15 protein-coding genes are annotated in these 19,485 nt (G+C 41.6%); 14 read left to right on the top strand and 1 reads right to left on the bottom strand.

Annotation, left to right across the window (positions count from 1 at the left end; genetic code table 11):
- Positions 1–5: 5 nt before the first annotated feature.
- Positions 6–656, bottom strand: coding sequence for a YczE/YyaS/YitT family protein (locus tag T501_RS08855; protein ID WP_050008220.1), 651 nt, complete (start codon positions 654–656; stop codon positions 6–8).
- A gap of 252 nt (positions 657–908) precedes the next feature.
- Between T501_RS08855 and T501_RS08860 the strand changes: the two genes are divergently transcribed.
- From T501_RS08860 to purD, 14 genes are all read left to right on the top strand, one after another.
- Positions 909–1,103, top strand: a complete 195-nt coding sequence (locus T501_RS08860) for a hypothetical protein (RefSeq protein ID WP_026511194.1) — start codon at positions 909–911, stop codon at positions 1,101–1,103.
- A gap of 25 nt (positions 1,104–1,128) precedes the next feature.
- Positions 1,129–3,486 carry an EAL domain-containing protein gene (locus tag T501_RS20165; RefSeq protein WP_050008221.1) on the top strand — a complete coding sequence of 786 codons (2,358 nt, stop codon included), beginning with the start codon at positions 1,129–1,131 and terminating at the stop codon, positions 3,484–3,486.
- Between the two features lie 18 nt (positions 3,487–3,504).
- The gene (locus T501_RS08870) at positions 3,505–6,519 is read left to right on the top strand and encodes an ATP-binding protein (RefSeq protein ID WP_050008222.1); all 3,015 of its coding nucleotides are present in this window, start codon (positions 3,505–3,507) and stop codon (positions 6,517–6,519) included.
- 21 nt (positions 6,520–6,540) lie between these two features.
- A complete protein-coding gene (locus tag T501_RS08875) occupies positions 6,541–7,317 on the top strand; it encodes a response regulator (RefSeq protein ID WP_026511193.1) in 777 nt (258 codons plus the stop codon).
- Positions 7,318–7,437: 120 nt separating this feature from the next.
- Positions 7,438–8,358, top strand: coding sequence for an orotidine-5'-phosphate decarboxylase (pyrF, locus tag T501_RS08880; protein ID WP_026511192.1), 921 nt, complete (start codon positions 7,438–7,440; stop codon positions 8,356–8,358).
- Between the two features lie 207 nt (positions 8,359–8,565).
- Positions 8,566–9,258 carry an orotate phosphoribosyltransferase gene (gene pyrE / locus T501_RS08885; protein ID WP_026511191.1) on the top strand — a complete coding sequence of 231 codons (693 nt, stop codon included), beginning with the start codon at positions 8,566–8,568 and terminating at the stop codon, positions 9,256–9,258.
- Positions 9,259–9,267: 9 nt separating this feature from the next.
- Complete coding sequence (locus T501_RS08890) at positions 9,268–9,633, top strand: DUF6142 family protein (RefSeq protein WP_242833005.1); 366 nt, start codon at positions 9,268–9,270, stop codon at positions 9,631–9,633.
- Positions 9,634–9,642: 9 nt separating this feature from the next.
- The gene (locus T501_RS08895) at positions 9,643–12,114 is read left to right on the top strand and encodes an ATP-binding protein (RefSeq protein ID WP_044914367.1); all 2,472 of its coding nucleotides are present in this window, start codon (positions 9,643–9,645) and stop codon (positions 12,112–12,114) included.
- On the top strand, positions 12,111–14,795 hold the full coding sequence (locus T501_RS08900; protein WP_050008223.1) for a DegV family protein: 2,685 nt from the start codon (positions 12,111–12,113) through the stop codon (positions 14,793–14,795). The genes T501_RS08895 and T501_RS08900 overlap by 4 nt, the downstream gene beginning before the upstream one ends.
- Complete coding sequence (locus tag T501_RS08905) at positions 14,788–15,534, top strand: response regulator (protein ID WP_044914369.1); 747 nt, start codon at positions 14,788–14,790, stop codon at positions 15,532–15,534. The genes T501_RS08900 and T501_RS08905 overlap by 8 nt, the downstream gene beginning before the upstream one ends.
- Positions 15,535–15,707: 173 nt before the next feature.
- Positions 15,708–16,208: a 5-(carboxyamino)imidazole ribonucleotide mutase gene (gene purE, locus T501_RS08910; protein ID WP_026511186.1), complete on the top strand. Its 501-nt coding sequence runs from the start codon at positions 15,708–15,710 to the stop codon at positions 16,206–16,208.
- A 28-nt stretch (positions 16,209–16,236) separates the two neighbouring features.
- Complete coding sequence (gene purM, locus T501_RS08915; RefSeq protein ID WP_026511185.1) at positions 16,237–17,271, top strand: phosphoribosylformylglycinamidine cyclo-ligase; 1,035 nt, start codon at positions 16,237–16,239, stop codon at positions 17,269–17,271.
- Positions 17,265–17,909: a phosphoribosylglycinamide formyltransferase gene (purN, locus tag T501_RS08920; protein ID WP_044914371.1), complete on the top strand. Its 645-nt coding sequence runs from the start codon at positions 17,265–17,267 to the stop codon at positions 17,907–17,909. The genes purM and purN overlap by 7 nt, the downstream gene beginning before the upstream one ends.
- A gap of 210 nt (positions 17,910–18,119) precedes the next feature.
- Positions 18,120–19,394, top strand: coding sequence for a phosphoribosylamine--glycine ligase (gene purD, locus T501_RS08925; RefSeq protein WP_026511183.1), 1,275 nt, complete (start codon positions 18,120–18,122; stop codon positions 19,392–19,394).
- The last annotated feature ends 91 nt before the right edge of the window (positions 19,395–19,485 follow it).

A 19,485-nucleotide genomic window follows, 5' to 3' on the forward strand; every position in this document is an offset into this window, starting at 1 on the left:
TATGATTAAAACTCAAACTTGTTTAAGAATTTGCCCACTGCAGTAATGGTGGGACCAAGCAGAAAGACCATAAGAATTGTGCAGATTTCAACTCGTCCGCCAAGAAGGAAGCCAATCAGTAAGACAGCTCCATCGAAAGCGATTCTTACGAACTTGAAAGAGATATTCTTAAAAAGTCTGTTGCTAAGGATATTCGGAATTGCATCATAGGGAGAAACTCCCATGTCCGCATTCATGTAGAGGGATGCGGCGATAACAAACAGAATAAGTGCTGCGACAAATATAACAGCTCTATAGGGCCATTCTTTGAACAGATATTCAGGGATGGTCCTTTTCCATATCCATCTGCAAAGATCCGCGGTGTATCCGATGCAGACCATGTTGGCTATAGTACCGGGGCCTATCTGATGCCTGTCGAACAGTATTACTATAATGAACAGGAAAGTGTTCATTATCAGCTGCCAGGTTCCAAAGAGTATGTTAAGGCGCCTTGAAATTGTAATATTCATAAAGGTACACGGATCGGTTCCGAGATCAACCTCAATCAGAAATGAGAGGAAAAATCCCATAAAGAAAACTCCAATAGCCATGATCCAAAACTTTTTTGCAAATCCGGGGCGACTAAAATACCTGCGTATCTTATCTCCTAAATTCATTTCATAATCCTCCTTTTTTCGCAATCCTTCCTATTTTGATTTATTTTATTAAGTTTGTAAAGTAATACTGTAGTTACTCTTAAAAAAACATAAAAACGCTCTTTTGCCGCTATATTCGTTGTATTATAGTTCTTAGATAAATCATGGGAGATTGGATTTTTGAGGTTTTTTGGAATGTCAGAAATTGGTTTCGGACAAAAGCTTCGCAATGTCGGAGGCTTGTCCAAAAATAAAAAATAATGGGGAATTGTTATGAATATTTATTTATGTAGTCCGGAAGAAAGCTTAAATGAGGCTCTTGATAACATTATGAAAAACGATCCGGACGGACGAAAGTTTACATTAGACGAAGACAGGGACAGATGCTATATAGGGGACGAAGTTTTTAGTACTGCTCCGGTAATAATAAATAAGCATAATCAGTATTACGCACCAAAAGAGATTTGATTTTTTTTGTTTCTGCGAGGGGAATATGCATAGAAATGAGGAAATTGACCAGTTAACTGGACTGCCGAATCTATATTCATTTAGAAAAGAAGCGCAAAAACTAATGGACAGCCGCAAGAACAGAGAGCGGGAGTTTGTCATTATTTATTTTGATATTCAGAATTTTAAGAGCTATAATGCGCGCTATGGATTTGAGGCAGGGGACCGTTTTTTGCAGAATATTGCTAAACACATAAGTAAGATATTCCCGGAACTGATGGTGGCAAGGTTCTCGGATGATCATTTTGTTGTGCTTGCATATTATGACAGCATTGAATCGAGAATTGACGATCTTGGTAGAAGGGTTAAAAGCTATAATCCTGATGCCGGGGTTGATCTTCGCGCCGGTATCTATGAGATCGATCCGGATGATATGGATATCAGTATTGCCTGCGACAGGGCGAGGATAGCCTGCAATAGCATAAAAAAGAACTACGACAGTATTTTCAGATATTACGATAAGGAACTGGGTATTCAGCTTGAGCTTGCTCATTATATCATTCACCATATTGGAGATGCTGTGCTTCATGGTTATATTCAGGTTTACTATCAGCCCGTGGTAAGGGTTATAACCGGAAGAGTCTGTGGATTTGAGGCTTTGGCAAGGTGGGTGGATCCTGTGCATGGTTTCCTGATGCCCGGCGTTTTTATTCCTATTCTGGAAGACGCACATCTTATATATAAGCTTGACACCTACATAATCAGGCAGGTTTGTCAGGATCTCAAGGAACTGATGGATATGGGGCTTAAGCCTCATCCCGTATCGGTGAATTTATCGCGCACGGATTTTCATCAAAAGGATATGTACCGGGTTGTTAATGATGCGGTTGGAATGTTCAATATTCCCAAGAATCTTATCCATGTTGAAGTTACTGAGAGTGCCCTGGATGACAACCAGGATGTACTTAAAGGCACAATAGATAAATTCAGAAGAGGCGGTTATCAGGTATGGATGGATGATTTTGGCAGTGGCTATTCATCTCTTAATCTTTTGAAGGATTATGAATTCGATGTCCTCAAATTCGATATGAAGTTTTTACAGAATTTCGGGTCGAATCCCAAAGAAACTGCCATCTGGGAAAACGTTATAAACATGGCAGAAGAGATTGGAATCCAGACTCTTGCAGAGGGAGTAGAGACCATTGAAGCCTGGGATTTCCTGAAAAGAGTAGGCTGTGAGAAGGCTCAGGGTTACTTCTTTGGAAGACCCATGACCAAAGAGGAGTGTCTGGATTATCTGGATGAGTGCAAAGAAATCACCAGACAATCTGTCGCGGAAAAAGATGAAGAGGCACTTGATCATAATAAAAAGATCATAGAGCTGAAAAAGGAAGATGATGATCCCGCGGAAGAAGAGAGAATCGGAAGTATTGACGACGAGCTTTTTATGGCGGAATCTCCGGTATACCTTACCCTTGCGGCAAGAGGCTTTGTTTCGCTATTGGAATACAACTCATACTCTCAGTTCCAGAAGCACTCATTTTTCATAGTAGCCAATTTATCCCAGAATAAGCTCTTAAGACTTCATCTTAGCAGCAAGAGGAAAATTCTGGATAAAGCTTACTATAGTGATGAGTCCTATCAGAACATGATTGATGAAATAGTGCAGAATACGGTAATTCAGGATGAGCAGGAAAATGTTGCGGACTTCTTTGGAAAAGACAGACTGATACTTGCTTATCACAGCGGAATTACCTCTGATGAGATAGAGTTCCATAGAATAGTTGATAAAAAGATGGCTCCGAGATGGACGCATACAATTTATCAGGTAATGGAGGACAAGGGGGATCTGATAGGTTATTTCCTTTCCTTTGATATAGATGAGTACAAGCGTTCCAAGGATCTTGTAAGGCAGATGGCTGAAAGAGATTCGCTTACAGGGCTCTACAACAGGCATACGGCTGTACCGCTTATAAGAAACAGATTATACAGACATCAGCACGGACAATCTGCATTGATCATGGCTGATATAGATGATTTCAGGCGGATTAATGATTCGTATGGACATTTTGCAGGGGATGAGGTTCTGAGGCGTATTTCTGCAAGGCTTGATGATATCTTCGGACGAGATGGCATTGTTTGTCATCTTGATCAGGATGAATTTCTGATCTTTGTGGAAAATATTGATGAGGACAATCTAAAGAGCAGAATTGATACCCTTTGTGAAAATATTTTTGAAGTTAACTATCACAACGATAAGATAAGCTTCACGATTTCAGCAGGATTTGTGATACATCCGGATCAGGGAAGAGGTTATCACGATCTTTTCAGGAAAGCCGATATGGCTTTGGGAGATGCAAAAAAGAAAGGTAAGGGGATGGGACTACAATTCAACGAACAGTGATTAGATGAGGAAACTGCCATGTATCATAAACATGATTTACAGTTTTACCTAAGATATGCTGTTTTGGGAATCCTTTTCTCAATAACAACTATATTAACAATTAAAAACAGCCTGCATATGGATAGTGTTGAAGATCTGGACTTTTGGCAGTACACCTCTGTCTACCTGTTCAAGTTTTCACCTCTTATTGTGCTTTCTGCATTTGAAGGTGTTATACCTGCAATACTTTCCTGCTTTATTCTTTTTGCAGCAAAAACATCTGTGAATAAAGAGCTGGCATTTGTTACCGGTATTTATATTGTAGGGGCAGCCATTACGCACTATTTTTCCATGAGCGGAATGTTTGGTAAAAAGAGAAAAGCTTTCTTTGTTATGCTCTTTTATATGTTGTTTTATGGAAGCTTGTGGGGAGGTTGCCTTGGAATCCTTGCAGGAAGAGGATTTGCTGAATTTGCTCCCTCAAGATCAATATTCTATTTTCTTAATGAACTTCCGGAGGCATTCGTTTCAGTAGCGATAGCTTATATAATACTTAAACAGTCGCCCAATAAGGTAAAATCGCTGATATTCAGTGGCGTATATTACAGAGATGATGTGGATGAACTCACCATGAAAATGGCGGATATAAGAAAATCAAAGCTAAGTCTTACAGTTTCTCTTATCATCTTTATACAGGCAGTTGCACTTGGACTTACCGCTGCAATTTTTGCTAATACACTTATTCCCAACATGAAGGGCTCCATTTCTGAGGAAGTCAATCGGGCTGTAGAAAAGGTGATTTCTTCAATTGACTGGTCCAAGATGACTAACATTATAGCTCTTGAGAAGCAGGTCAGTGAGATAGAGGCTGCAAGAGCACCAAGCTATATTAATTTCGGACTGAACAATGAGACACTTATTTTTGATATAAAACTAATACTGCTTATTCTGGTGGTAATTATACCCCTTAGTGTAATTGCCAATCAGATAGCCCAGTACAGGATAGCGCGGCCTATCATGTCGCTGGCGGATGCTGTGCAGGCATTCTATGACGGAGGAGTTACAGGGCTTGATGAATGTCTTGAAAAACTCCGTAATCTCGATATCCATACGGATGATGAGATTGAATATATGTATGCAAATTCTATGAAAACTGCGGAGACCATGGTTAACTATATTAAGATGATCCAGGCCCAGCGGTCTCTTGCAGATGAGCTGCGAACCCAGCAGATGGCAAATGAGGCTAAAAACAACTTCCTGTCAAGCATGTCTCACGAGATTAGAACGCCAATAAATGCCATGCTTGGTTTTAATGAAATGATCCTCAGGGAAAGTAAAGATCCTGAGATATTAAAGTATGCCTCCAACGTTAACAGCTCCGGAAAGCTGCTGCTTGGACTTGTTAATGATGTTCTTGATTTTTCCAGAATTGAGGCAGGAAAAACCGAGATAATACCTGTTGAATATGATCTCAGTTCACTTGTTAATGACCTGATAAACACAGCACATATGAGAATGCAGGGAAAAGGTCTTGAACTTAAGACCAATATTTCTACAGACATTCCGTGCATACTTATGGGCGATGAGATACGTATAAAGCAGTGCGCTATGAATGTCATAACGAATGCGATAAAGTATACGAATGAAGGCAGTGTAACAATTACCATAGATCATAAGGTTATAGATAAGGATAATATATCCCTAAGATTCAACATTAAGGATACCGGTATCGGAATCCGCAAAGAAGATATGGATAAGCTTTTTTCACCCTTTGAAAGGATTGAGGAGAGCAGAAACAGAACAATTGAAGGCACCGGCCTTGGAATGAATATAGTAAAACAGCTCCTTGCCCTTATGGATTCAAGGCTTCTTGTCAGCAGTGAGTATGGAAAAGGCAGTGAGTTTTCATTTTCAATAAAGCAGAAGGTCTTAAACTGGAGTCCTATCGGTGATTTCGCTGCGACCTATGAAGAGACACTCATGGGACAGGATACTTATCATGAGAGCTTCCATGCTCCCGATGCCAAAATCCTGGTAGTTGACGATACTCTGGCGAATCTCACTGTTATCCAGGGACTTCTGAAGCAGACACAGATTCAGGTGGATGTTGCAGAAAGTGGCTTTGAAGCACTGGAAAAAGTTTGTGATAACAAGTATGATATTATCTTCATGGATCACAGGATGCCAAGGATGGATGGAATAGAAACCTTCCGTGCAATGAAAGAGCTGGATGAGAACCTGAATAAGGATGTTCCGGTATTTGCGCTCACTGCTAACGTAATAAGCGGCGCAAGAGAAATGTACTTTAAGGAAGGTTTTTCAGGATATCTTCCAAAACCTGTTGATTCAGCACGGCTAGAAGATGTAATATTAAAGACGCTGCCCAGAGACCTTATAATAAAACCTGAGGACGAAGGCTTCGAACTTAGCTCAACGGTAGATGAGATAGGAGCAGATGATCTTGAAGCTATAAGCGTCATGACCAATATAAGTGGTATAGATTACGAAACAGGCTCCAAAAACTGTGGAGGACCTGCTGCACTAAAACAGGTTGCAACCAATTTTGCACTGGCGATAGAAGCTAATGCCAAATCGATAGAAGATGCCTGGCACTTTAAGGATATCGAAAACTATACTACCTATGTTCACGGTTTAAAGAGCTCCGCGAGAGTTATAGGTGCAACAGAATTATCCAATCTTGCTGCATACCTCGAACAATGCGGTAACAAGGGTGATCTTGATGAGATTGAGAGAAGAACACCTGAACTTTTGCACAACTACAAAGAATATGCTGAATTCTTAAGCCCACTGATAGAAGCTGCAAACAGTGAGGCTGAAGATGAACTTGGTAAACCTTTGATAGAACCGGAAGAGCTTAGTGGAGCGCTTAAAAGTCTTAGAGAATTTGTTGAAGGTAACTATTTCGACAGCGCGGATGATGTTGTATCCATGATGGATGACTACAGAATGCCGGATGATTTTAAAGATACGTATAAAGAAATTAAGAGGCTACTGGCAGCTGTAGATAGAGATGGCTTGTTAAAGATTCTTTAACATAAAGAAGGGAAGAATCATATGGATAAAAGAGTTTTGCTGATAGGTTCACAAAAAAGCTTCATGGTAAATGCCATAGCCAAGGGACTACAGAATGACGGATACGAGGTTGTAAGATGTGGTTTTATTAAGGACGACATCATGGCACTCGAGAACAAACCTGAGTTATTTGTTTTATATCTTGGTGATATTGACGCCAAAAATCCGGAGATGGATGATATCGAAACCTTTAAATATCTGGATGAAGCAATTGATAAGGAACGCTTTTTTCTATATGAGGTGGGAAATACCGATGAGCTGGAGTGTGCAGCCAGATTCATCTCAAAAATCAAGGTCACAGAGACATTCTTAAGACCACTTGATGTGAAGGAGCTGGCTGATCAGCTCGACACTGTTGTAATGAGTAATGCACTTGGAGAAGATCAGAAAAAGAAAATTCTCGTGGTTGATGATGACGGTACGATGCTCAGGATGATAAAGACCTGGCTCTCAGTTAAATATAGAGTTTACATGGCAAGCACAGGTAAGATAGCTTTGAATTTCCTTCAAAGTAATGAAGTTGACCTGGTTCTTCTGGATTACATGATGCCTCAGATGGATGGTCCTCATGTACTAAATGAAATCAGAAATGATCCTAAGATAAAACAGTTGCCTGTAATGTTCCTTACATCCAAGAGTGACAAGGAGAGTGTGGTTTCAGTAGCAGCGTTAAAGCCTGAGAAGTATCTTTTGAAGACCATGCCCAAGGCTAAACTCCTTGGAAGCATCGATGATTTTTTCTTTGGTTCAAACAAATAAAATATCAGAATTATAACCGCCCCTTATTCGCAGATAATCCTGTTGAATGAGGGGTTAACTAATGTGAAAAAATCATGTATACTATCGTGGAATAAATACAGTTTATAGAGGAGAATCCCCATGATTAAAAAGTTGATTGATGGTATTAAAAAGACCGAAGCACCTATTGTTGTAGGCCTGGATCCGAAGACGGATTTCATCCCAAAGAGAATTCTTGACAAAGCGTTTTCTGAGTTCGGACCGTCTCAGGAAGCAGTTGCCGAGAGCTTCTTTTTGTTTAATAAAGAGATAGTTGATAATATTTACGATCTCGTTCCTGCCGTTAAGCCGCAGGTTGCCATGTATGAGCAGTTCGGACTTCCCGGACTTGAAGCTTATAAGAAGACCATTGATTACTGCCATGAAAAGGGGCTCCTTGTCATTGCTGATGTAAAAAGAGGCGATATAGGTTCAACTTCTGAATCCTACGCTATCGCGCACCTTGGAGCATCTAAGGTAGGCGATACACTTATAAAAGGGTTTGATGCTGATTTTGCTACCGTTAATCCTTATCTGGGATCAGATGGAGTAAAGCCTTTCATAAATGTATGTAATGAATTTGACAAGGGTATTTTCGTACTTGTAAAGACTTCAAATCCCAGCAGCGGTGAGCTTCAGGATAAGGTAGCTGACGGCAAGCCTCTCTATGAGACAGTAGGAAGTCTTGTTGAGACCTGGGGTGCAGAATCTATGGATGGTTCTTACAGTAACGTCGGTGCAGTTGTGGGAGCTACATATCCGGAGATGGGTAAGGTACTTCGCGATATTATGCCTCATGCATTTATACTGGTTCCCGGCTATGGCGCTCAGGGCGGAAAAGGAAAAGACCTTGTTCACTTCTTTGATAAGGACGGACTTGGAGCAATTGTTAATTCATCCCGCGGAATCATAGCTGCATGGAAGAATGAAAAGTATGGAGATCCTTCACAGGAACTTCTTGGAGAGGCTGCAAGAAAAGCGGTTCTTGATATGAAGGAAGATATAGCTTCTGCTTTAAAATAAAAATATTTTTATACGACAAACCGCTTGGTTAAGTCATTTTTAATACTTAATTAATAGTATACAAGCTTTTTATTATGATACAATTCTGATAACAGTACAGTGAATTAGTCTGGTTTACTCCGCGAATGCAAGCCCGGAGTGTGTGGTTTTGCATCAAAGCGGAGTAAACCGGATAATAAATATAGTTTTAGAGGAGTATGTCCAAAAATGGAAAGATATAAGGAAGAGTTTATTGAGTTTATGGTGGACAGCAATGTCCTTAAGTTTGGGGAGTTTACACTTAAGAGTGGAAGAAAGTCACCGTTTTTCATGAATGCGGGAGCATATGTTACAGGTGCTCAGTTAAAGAAGCTCGGTGAGTACTATGCAAGAGCAATTCATGACAGATTCGGTCTTGAGTTCGATGTACTTTTCGGACCTGCATACAAGGGAATACCGCTTACAGTTGCAACAACAATCGCCATCAGCGAACTTTACGGAAGAGAGATCCGTTACTGCTCCAACAGAAAAGAGATCAAGGATCACGGCGACAAGGGTATCCTCCTTGGAACAAAGCTTAGAGACGGCGACAGAGTTATGATCATTGAGGATGTTACAACCTCAGGAAAGTCAATCGAAGAGACAGTGCCGATCATCAGAGAACAGGCTGATGCTGATATTGTTGGTCTCATGGTTTCACTTAACAGACAGGAGAAGGGCCTTGAGACTGATATGAGCGCCCTTGATGAGATCAGAGAGCGCTATGGCTTTGAGACTGGTGCCATTGTAACAATGCAGGAGGTTGTTGAACACCTCTATGGAAAGTCTTTCGATGGTGATGTTGTTATAGATAAGAACATCAAGAAAGCAATAGATGAGTATTACAAGGAGTACGGCGCAGGCAATCTGTCTGCAAACTAATCAGGTTCTATGATGGAGGAGAGAAAAAAGAGGAAAAAATTCAATATTAAGCTTCCTGTCAGGAGCCGTGGGAGATACGTGTTTACTGATAAGAAGCATCCTGAAAAGGGAGTTCTTTCTTCGGCCCTTGGAGTGATTTCTGTAGCAACAATTATCTATGCTGTTTACTTAAGCTATAGAAATGGCGGACAGGCAGAAGCAAAATACGCGGTGGCGGTTATGTTTTGCCTGCTGTATTCAATCACAGGACTTGTTCTTGGTATACTGGCCAGGATGGAAAGGGACATATTCAAACTTTTTCCGAACGTGGGGATAATACTCAATGTTATTTCAATAATTTGGGTAGGGTTGTTGTTGTACTTTTCCTTTATGTGAGGTGCAGTTATGGATAGAGGCAAGCGAAATGAGGAAATACGTAAGAGTATTCAGATGGTAATACTCAGCTGTTATACGGTTTTTTCTCTGGGTCTTGCAATTGTATCTGTTACCAGTTCATGGGAGTTTTGGACAATTCCGATAATTTTTGTCGGAGTTGTCATCTCCTGGAGTATTTATGTTTCCGGACAGTTTGTATTCAGGTTCCGGATTTTTGTCTATGCCGGTTTTGTCGTTCTGGCGATATTCTTTTATGGATCCCATATTGAACAATTGTATAATGCTACACTTATTATAGTGCTTGCCATGATGCTGTTTTCTCTTACTGAGGAAAAAGCTGCTCTTCGCATATTCCTGATGGGATATGTGATTCTGATTCTTTATCACGTAATTCTGATGTTTTCCAAGGTGGAGAGCTTTAAGCAGCTGTCCATTCCAATCCTTTTTCTGGATATTCTTGCGGTGATCCTGGCTGACAGGGTGGCGGGGTATATCTGTGAAATGTTCTCTGTGTCCAAAAGGATGGCGGATGAACTTGAGGATGAAATGAGTGAAATGAAGCGCAAATCCGAGGATTTCATGGCTAATATTTCCCATGAGCTCCGCACGCCCATCAATGTTGTTACAGGACTATCAGGGCTTTTATTAAATGATGAGCGCGAGGAGAAAAAGAAAGCTGATCTTAATGCAATACAGGGGGCTGGTAGAAGGTTATTCAGTAGGATTGAGGATATTCTGGACTATACGGAAATAGATACAGGTTCCCTTGTGCTTTCAGAGGAGGACTACCGCATATCATCTGTAGTTAATGATATTGCCACGGAGTTCAGGATGGTAAGGCAGGGAACTCCTGAGATAGTCATCGATATGGATGCCAATATCCCGGCGAGGCTTGTGGGAGATGCCGCAAGGATTAAGAGAATCATGCGACATCTCATGGTAAATGCGGTTAAATTCACGGGTGAAAACGGCTGTGTCAATCTGCGCATTTTTACCCGTAAGAAGGATTATGGTGTCAATCTGTGCATAGAAGTAACTGACACCGGTATCGGTATGACGGAAGATGAGAGAAAAAGAGTAGTTGAGGGACTGTACCAGATAGATTCCGGACGAAGCAGAAGAGCTGAAGGTATAGGGCTTGGACTGTCCATAGTCTTCGGTTTTGTAAAGAAGATGGGCGGCTTTATCAGGATTGAGAGCGAAGTAAAAAAGGGAACCAAGATTACGGTCACAATACCTCAAAAGGTTGAGGATGAAACTCCCAGCGTTATGGTTGATCACCCTGAAAAGCTGGAAATTGCATGTTATATAAGAAATGATAAGTATAAAAGCCCCGCAATTAGAGAGTATTACAATACGATGATACTCAATATTCTAAAGGGGCTTTCTGTGCCTATTCATAAGGTCTCTGAGTTTGAGGAACTTAAGAGTCTGTGCTCTAAAAATCAGATCACTCACATAATAATCGCTGAGGAAGAATATACAGAAAATCGGGATTACTATGAAAATATTAAGCCGGATATATCGGTTATTGCATCAGTGTCCGGTATGTTCAGAATTCCTAATGGCAGTAAGGTATCCTTTATCAGAAAACCGGTATTTAGCCATTCTATAGTGAATTCTGTAAACAGAAAGATGGCTGTATGGGAGTTTGATCCCGAAACCAGTGGAAAGAAGCTTGTATTCAATAATGTAAGTGCCCTGGTTGTTGATGATGAAGAGATGAATCTTCTTGTTGCCAAGGGTATCCTTGCCGGTTACGGAATGGATGCTGAGCTTGCCCGCAGTGGAATGGAAGCTGTCAATCTTTGTGAAAAGAAAAAGTTTGATGTTATTTTCATGGATCATATGATGCCGGATGTGGACGGTGTGGAAGCGATGAAGATGATAAGGCATAATGCAGGGCCTGACGATCATACTTCCATCATTGCATTTACGGCAAATGCTGTCAGTGGTGTAAGGGAGATGTTTATGAAGGAGGGCTTTGATGAGTTTCTGGCAAAGCCCATTGAGATATCTGAGCTTGAGAGAGTTCTTAAAAAGCTTCTGCCTTCAACCATGTGGGAATATGTGACCATGGATGTTGTCAAAGATGATGATATATCCGATGCTTCCACAAACAGAAGAGGAAATTATGCGGTTTTAAATGCAGTTGAGGGTACGAGGATCTGCAGAGGAAGTGATGAGTTCTACGAGGAGATGCTTCATGAATTTGACAGAGAAGCAGACTCTATAATTGAAGAGCTTCAAAAGCTTTATGATGAGAGAGATTGGGAGAATTACAGGATAAAGCTTGAAGCTCTAAAACTCTCCAGCAGAATCATAGGGGCATATGACCTTTCAAGAAAAGCTGCCGAGGTTGAAAAGGCAGCAGATGTTAAATGGGAAGCTTTCATAATTGCAAACCACGATGCTCTAAAACGGCAGATAGGTGATGTCAGAGCTGACATTATGCGCGTTTACGGAGGTAATGCATCATGATCATCAATCGCTTGTTTAATGTGGCTAATGACCGCAATAAAACGTTGCAGGAAAGAATCTTTTCTGTCATTCCTGCAATCGGACTTCTGGCTATGTTTCTGCTGATATTCATTGGGATAATAGTTCAGGATGACATAGTTAATACTATTATTATTGCCGCTTTTTTACTTGTATTTTCCATAATTGTAACACTCACTATAAAGAAGCGTAAGGTTCAGACCGGCGCAACCATAATCGCAGCTGTACTGATTCTTTTTATTCTGCCTGCAGCATTTATCTTCGGTGGAGGAATTTACGGAGGCTCCCCTGTATGGTTCGTGTTTGGATTCGCCTATGTAGGTATGACTGTAGAGGGTAAGCGGAAATATGTACTACTTGGAGTTGGTGTGATTACAACAGCTCTCGCGTATTATATTGCATTCCATTTTCCGCAATACGTGGCAGAACATACTGTTGAAGCAGCGCATTTTGATTCCTTCTCAAGTGTGGTAATTGTCAGTGTCCTGATGACAGTTATGATTCTTTTCCAGACACAGATATATAAATCGGAGAACAGGCTTATAGAAAAGCAAAAGCAGGAGATAGAAGAGCTGGGGCAGTCAAAGACGCGCTTTTTTTCAAGCGTCAGTCATGAAATCAGAACTCCGCTGGATTCAATACTTGGCTCTAATGAGCTTATCTTAAGAAACGCCAACTCGCCTGAGGTCTCGGAAAATGCCCAGAATATCAAGAGCGCAAGTAAGATATTGCTGTCGCTTATTAATGATGTTTTGGATATGAGTAAATTAGAGTCAGGAAAAATGGAGATTGTTCCTGCTGAATATGATCTTGCGGTTCTTCTGTCAGAGACGGTAAACCTGATATGGGAAGAGGCTTCAAGAAAGGGGCTTGCTTTCTATGTGGACATTGATAGAACCATACCAAGAAAGCTTAAGGGAGATGACGTAAGAATTGAACAGATTCTTATGAATCTTATAAGCAATGCGATTAAATATACTAATGAAGGAAGCGTCAAGCTGACTGTAAAGGGAAGAATTAAGGAAGGTAATCAGGTACTTGTTTCTTTCTCAATAGAAGATACAGGTATGGGTATAAAAAGAGACAGCATGCCATACCTTTTTGATGAATTCAAGAGAGTAAATATAGAGCAGACAAAGGGAATAAACGGAACGGGACTTGGACTTGCCATAGTCAAGCAGCTGACGAGTGCAATGAATGGTGATATTCAGGTCAATAGTATATACACAAAAGGTTCAACCTTTACGGTGACCATTCCCCAGGAAATTGTGAAGGCAGAGCCTATAGGAGATATGGCTATTGAGACCCTGAGGAAAAGGGAAGCCAGTCAGTTCTACAGACAGAGCTTTGAGGCTCCGACCTGTAGGATTTTGATAGTGGATGATAATCTGATGAACAGACTGGTTACAGCCAAGCTTTTGAAGGACACAAAAATGGTAATCGATCAGTCTGACAGCGGGCAGGACTGCATATCAAGATGTGCGGATATTGAGTATGACTGCATTTTCATGGATTATGAGATGCCGGAGATGGATGGAATAGAGTGCCTGAGGCAGATAAGGTCTCAGGTTGGAGGCATGTGCCGTGAGACGCCGGTTATAGTTACTACGGCGTATTCTTCTGCAGATGACCAGGCTGTGTACAGGGCTGCAGGTTTTGATGGGTATCTGCTTAAGCCTATTTCCGGAGAAATGCTTGAGAATACGCTACTGCGCGTACTTCCTGCTGAGAAGATTCACAGGACAAGTCCTACATATATTGACCCGGAGGAAGAGAAGCTCCTGTCGGCAAGAGAGAGGCTTCCAATTCTTGTGACCACAGAAAGTGCCTGCGATCTTCCGAAGGAAATGATCGAGAAGCTTAGAATTCCAACCATTCCTCTTTACATAAAGACCAAGAACGGCGTGTTCCTTGACGGAGTTGAGGTGGAAACAGAGGGCGTTCTTAAGTATATGCGTGAGGGAGGAACGGAGGATCTGTCAGCGGATATTCCATCGGTTCAGGAATACGAGGATTTCTTTGCATCCCATCTATCGGATGCTGAGAATATCATTCATATCAGCATGTCAGGAAAAGCAGGCGGGGCTTATCATGCGGCACTTGAGGCTGCAGGCTCCTTTGATAAGGTCACTGTTGTTGATTCCGAGAGCCTCTCGAGTGGAATCGGAATTCTGGTGCTTCAGGCGATAAAGCTATGCAGAGAAGGAAAGAGTGTACAGGACTGTGTGGCTGCTCTTAATTCCATTAAGAAGCGCATACACACAAGCTTCCTTATTGACACCATCGATTACCTTATCAGAATGGGAAGAATAAAAAGAAGAACCGGCGGTATGAGCAGAATTTTTATGATGAAGCCTGCTATTTTGTTCAGGGATGGCAGAGGAACTCTTGGTAGAATGATGATAGGACCTGCAACTAAGACCCGTAAAGCCTATGTGGAGGATCAGCTGACGCACTATGCTCCTATAGACAGGAAGCTTTTATTTATAACCCATTCGGATCTGTCTACTTCAGAAATTGAGGACATTCGCAGATGGGTAGCAAATATCATGACCTTTGATGAAATTATAGTACAGAAGGAATCCGCTTCAATGGCAGCAATCCATGGAAGTGGAGCATTTGGCCTTTTATACATGCTTGCGGAGAATGAGACTCATGGCTAAAGTTCTTATTGTAGATGATGCGGAAATGAATGCAGAGGTTCTTGCAGAGATGGTAAAAATGCTGGGACCTGAAACGGAAACTGCTTCCAATGGAAAGGAAGCGGTTGAATTAGTGCGCCAAAATTACTATGACCTGATATTTATGGATCATCTGATGCCTGTGATGGATGGAATGGAAGCACTTTCAGTTATGAAGAGAGAAAATCTCTGCCATGGAGTACCCATAGTTATGGTTACTGCCAATGATTCTGCCCTGGACGGAACAATGTATCTGAAGGCAGGATTTTCAGATTATATGAAGAAGCCTTTTTCTGCAAAAATAGTGGAGGATATTCTTATTAAATACGGGATTATCGGTAGTGTTACCGTGGATGAAGTCTGGAAGGAACTCCAGCAGCATTTAAAGGGACTGAATCTTCAGGATTCAAAAAAGTATTTTCTCTTTGATCCGACTTTTTATGTTGAGATACTAAAGGAGTATGAGCAGATTGAAAGCTCAGCTATTACTTTTGAAAAGCCTGATATGTCTGATATCGGGAAATATCTTTATGACGTAAGAGCCGCAAAGGACAGTGCAAGACTCATAGGTGCACAGGAACTGGCAAATGAGGCACTTTTAATGGAGGAAGGTATTAAGGACGATGATGATGAAGCCTTTTTAGCGCATCTTGAGAGATTCAGAGACCTGGATAAGAGGCTTAAGAGAGCTTTGAGCAGAGTGAAGTCTCTGACACATTAGAAGGGGATTTTTTCGTTTAAAATGTGGTAATTTTTCTGATTTATTTAGTTGATAATAACCCTATGGTTGTGGTAGGATTGCCTAGTGTACGGACACGGTAATATTTTGATTAAAATAGCATGTCAGTACACTAGTATAGTAGTTCTATTTTTTTTGGTAACAGGAGGAGCAATATGGCACAGGTTGGAATTGTTATGGGCTCGGATTCGGATATGCCGGTTATGTCCAAAGCAGCACAGATACTTGATGAGCTGGGTATCTCTTATGAGATGAACATTATATCAGCACATCGTGAACCCGATGAGTTCTTTACATATGCGAAGAGCGCTGAGGAAAAAGGTTTTAAAGTCATTATAGCCGGAGCAGGAATGGCAGCACACCTTCCGGGAATGTGCGCCGCAATTTTCCCTATGCCTGTTATCGGAATTCCCATGCATACAACTTCATTAGGCGGAAGAGATTCATTATACAGCATCGTTCAGATGCCCACAGGTATTCCTGTTGCAACAGTTGCCATAAATGGTGGCGCGAACGCAGGACTTCTTGCAGCAAAAATTCTTGCTACAAGTGATGCGGAGCTTCTTAATAAGCTTAAGGAATATTCTAAGGGTCTTAAGGATGCCGTTGTTAAGAAGGATGAGCATCTTCAGGAAGTTGGATATAAAAATTATTAATTGTGAAGTGTATTAAACGGAGGAAAAAATGTCAGAGCTTAACTACAAAAACGCAGGTGTTGATATCGAAGCAGGCTACAAGTCAGTGGAGATGATAAAGGGATATGTAAAGGAGACCACAAGACCCGAAGTTCTTGGTGGTATCGGAGGATTTTCAGGAGCATTTTCCCTTGCAAATATTAAAAATATGAAGGATCCCGTTCTTCTTTCGGGAACTGACGGAGTAGGAACAAAGATTAAGCTTGCTTTTCTTTTGGATAAGCATGACACAATCGGTATCGATGCTGTTGCGATGTGTGTTAATGACGTAATATGTGCCGGCGGTGAGCCGTTATTCTTCCTTGATTATATAGCTTGCGGTAAGAATTACCCTGAGAAGATCGCAGCAATCGTTAAGGGCGTGGCAGAAGGCTGCAAGCAGTCAGAGTGTGCCCTTGTAGGTGGTGAGACAGCAGAGCATCCCGGACTTATGCCTGAGGATGAGTATGATGTTGCAGGTTTTGCTGTAGGTGTTGTAGACAGGGCTGACATGATTGACGGAAGTACAATTAAGCCCGGAGACACACTTATCGGTGTGGCTTCAAGCGGAGTACACAGCAACGGCTTTTCACTTGTAAGAAAGGTTTTCGATATGACTAAGGAAAGCCTTGAAAAGTACTACGATGAGCTGGGCTGCACACTTGGTGAGGCACTTCTTGAGCCCACAAGAATTTATGTAAAAATGGTTAAGGGCATCAAAAATGCCGGCGTTAAAGTTAAAGGCTACAGCCATATAACAGGCGGTGGTTTTTATGAGAATATTCCGAGAATGCTTCCTGAAGGCTGCAAGGCTGTAGTTAAGAAGGACAGTTATGAGGTTCCTGCTATCTTCAAGCTCATGCAGAAGACTGGTAATCTTGAAGAGCATATGATGTTCAACACCTTCAACTGTGGTCTTGGCATGGTTATAGCAGTTGATCCTGCAGACGCAGAGAAGACTCTTGAGGCTATTGAGAAGTCAGGAGAGAAGGCTTGGATCGTAGGTTCTGTTGAGGCAGGTGACAAGGGAGTAGAGATATGCTAAACATTGCAGTCCTTGTTTCCGGTGGAGGAACAAATCTTCAGGCAATAATTGATGCCATAGATAATGGTTCTATAACCAATACTAAGATCGGTCTGGTTTTTAGTAACAACAGAAACGCATACGCTATAGAGCGCGCCAAAAGGCACGGAATAAAGACAGAGGTGCTTGTACCCAGGGAATTTGAGGACCGCGCAGCTTTTAATGATGCTTTCTATAATTTACTGGTGGCTGAGAATCCGGATCTTATTGTGCTTGCAGGATGTCTTGTTGTGATTCCTGAAAAAATCGTTAAAGCATTCAGTGGCAGAATCATAAATATTCATCCTTCACTTATTCCGTCATTTTGCGGAACAGGCTTCTATGGACTTAAGGTTCATGAGAAAGCGCTGGAAAGAGGTGTCAGAGTATCGGGAGCAACGGTTCATTTTGTTGATGAGGGTACTGATACCGGCCCTATCATTTTACAAAAACCTGTGATGATAAGACCTGATGATGACGCAAAGAGTCTTCAGCAGCGCATTATGGAGCAGGCTGAATGGAAGATACTTCCCAAGGCAATCGATCTCATAGCCAATGAGAAAATCAGAATTGAGGATGGCAAAGTTATAATTGATGGTTATGATCCTGACGAGCTTTGAGCCTCGCAGATCAATGTTTATATGATGAGCGGATACCGTTAGTGCACGACCTTTGGACGCTTACGGTATCCGTATCCAATCGTACTGAGTCAGATATAAACCAGCATTTACAGAGGAGGAACCATCATGACGAAGTCATGATTCGGAATGGTTCCGACCGATAGGGCAGGATTACGAAGTAATCGTGCCAATACACAAGAGGAGGAAGAAATGAAGGTACTTATAGTTGGTGGGGGAGGCAGAGAACATGCAATAGCAGAAGCGGTTTCAAGAAGTAAGCATCTTGATAAGCTCTATTGTGCGCCTGGAAATGCAGGCATTGCAGAGCTTGCTGAGTGCGTTGCCATTTCACCTATGGAGTTTGATAAGCTTGTAAGCTTTGCCAAGGAAAAGGAAATTGATCTTACTATTGTAGGTATGGATGATCCGCTAGTAGGCGGAATTGTTGATGCTTTTGAAGCAGAGGGACTCAGAGTATTTGGTCCCAGAAAGAATGCCGCTATTCTGGAAGGCAGTAAGGCATTTTCCAAGGATCTTATGAAAAAGTATGACATTCCAACAGCAGCATATGAGACTTTTGAGGATCCCGAGGAAGCACTTAAATATCTTGAAGATGCCAAGTATCCGATTGTTCTTAAAGCAGACGGACTTGCTCTTGGTAAGGGCGTTCTTATCTGTGAGACAAAGGAAGATGCCAAGGCAGGTGTCCGCCAGATCATGGAGGACAGAAAGTTTGGTGATGCCGGTAAGAAGATGGTCATCGAGGAGTTCATGACAGGTCGCGAGGTATCTGTTCTTTCATTTGTTGATGGAAAGACCATAAAGCTTATGAGCTCTGCTCAGGATCACAAAAGAGCAGGAGATGGCGATACAGGCTTAAATACAGGGGGAATGGGTAACTTTTCACCCAGTCCTTTCTACACAGCTGAGGTGGATGCGTTCTGCAAGGAGCACATTTATCAGAAGACAGTAGATGCCATGAGAGCAGAGGGAAGAGAATTTAAGGGTGTAATATTCTTTGGACTTATGCTTACACAGGACGGACCCAAAGTACTTGAGTACAATGCAAGATTTGGTGATCCTGAAGCACAGGTTGTTCTTCCCAGACTTAAGACAGATATGATCGAAGTCTGCGAGGCAGTTATTGACGGTACTCTTGATGAGCTTGACCTTCAGTTTGAGGATAAGGCAGCAGTTTGTGTTGTACTTGCATCAGACGGTTATCCTGTAAGCTACGAGAAAGGCAAGGAGATTACAGGCCTTGAGAACTTCAAGGATAAGGATGGTTACTATTGCTTCCATGCCGGAACAAAGTTTGATGAAAACGGCAAGGTCGTAACAAATGGTGGCCGTGTCCTTGGTATTACAGCAAAGGGCGATACCTTAAAGGAAGCAAGACAGAAAGCTTACGAAGCTACAGAGTGGGTAAGTTTTGAGAATAAATACATGCGCCATGATATAGGTAAAGCTATCGAAGAAGCGTAAGCGATTGTTTTCTTAAGCAAAGAAAATATTAAATAAAGAGCTGTGGAAAAGAGAGCTTTTTCACAGCTCTTGTTTGAGCAGAGCACTTAGC

It is taken from the genome of Butyrivibrio sp. WCE2006, assembly GCF_000701985.1.
In the GTDB taxonomy this organism is placed as follows: domain Bacteria; phylum Bacillota; class Clostridia; order Lachnospirales; family Lachnospiraceae; genus Butyrivibrio.

Coding starts and splice junctions, on each gene's coding strand:
- T501_RS08855 (WP_050008220.1), bottom strand. CDS start 656: ATGAATTTAGGAGATAAGATACGCAGGTATTTTAGTCGCCCCGGATTT.
- purM (WP_026511185.1), top strand. CDS start 16,237: ATGTCAGAGCTTAACTACAAAAACGCAGGTGTTGATATCGAAGCAGGC.
- pyrE (WP_026511191.1), top strand. CDS start 8,566: ATGGAAAGATATAAGGAAGAGTTTATTGAGTTTATGGTGGACAGCAAT.
- purN (WP_044914371.1), top strand. CDS start 17,265: ATGCTAAACATTGCAGTCCTTGTTTCCGGTGGAGGAACAAATCTTCAG.
- T501_RS08860 (WP_026511194.1), top strand. CDS start 909: ATGAATATTTATTTATGTAGTCCGGAAGAAAGCTTAAATGAGGCTCTT.
- T501_RS08875 (WP_026511193.1), top strand. CDS start 6,541: ATGGATAAAAGAGTTTTGCTGATAGGTTCACAAAAAAGCTTCATGGTA.
- purD (WP_026511183.1), top strand. CDS start 18,120: ATGAAGGTACTTATAGTTGGTGGGGGAGGCAGAGAACATGCAATAGCA.
- purE (WP_026511186.1), top strand. CDS start 15,708: ATGGCACAGGTTGGAATTGTTATGGGCTCGGATTCGGATATGCCGGTT.
- T501_RS08905 (WP_044914369.1), top strand. CDS start 14,788: ATGGCTAAAGTTCTTATTGTAGATGATGCGGAAATGAATGCAGAGGTT.
- T501_RS08900 (WP_050008223.1), top strand. CDS start 12,111: ATGATCATCAATCGCTTGTTTAATGTGGCTAATGACCGCAATAAAACG.
- T501_RS08895 (WP_044914367.1), top strand. CDS start 9,643: ATGGATAGAGGCAAGCGAAATGAGGAAATACGTAAGAGTATTCAGATG.
- T501_RS08870 (WP_050008222.1), top strand. CDS start 3,505: ATGTATCATAAACATGATTTACAGTTTTACCTAAGATATGCTGTTTTG.
- T501_RS08890 (WP_242833005.1), top strand. CDS start 9,268: ATGATGGAGGAGAGAAAAAAGAGGAAAAAATTCAATATTAAGCTTCCT.
- T501_RS20165 (WP_050008221.1), top strand. CDS start 1,129: ATGCATAGAAATGAGGAAATTGACCAGTTAACTGGACTGCCGAATCTA.
- pyrF (WP_026511192.1), top strand. CDS start 7,438: ATGATTAAAAAGTTGATTGATGGTATTAAAAAGACCGAAGCACCTATT.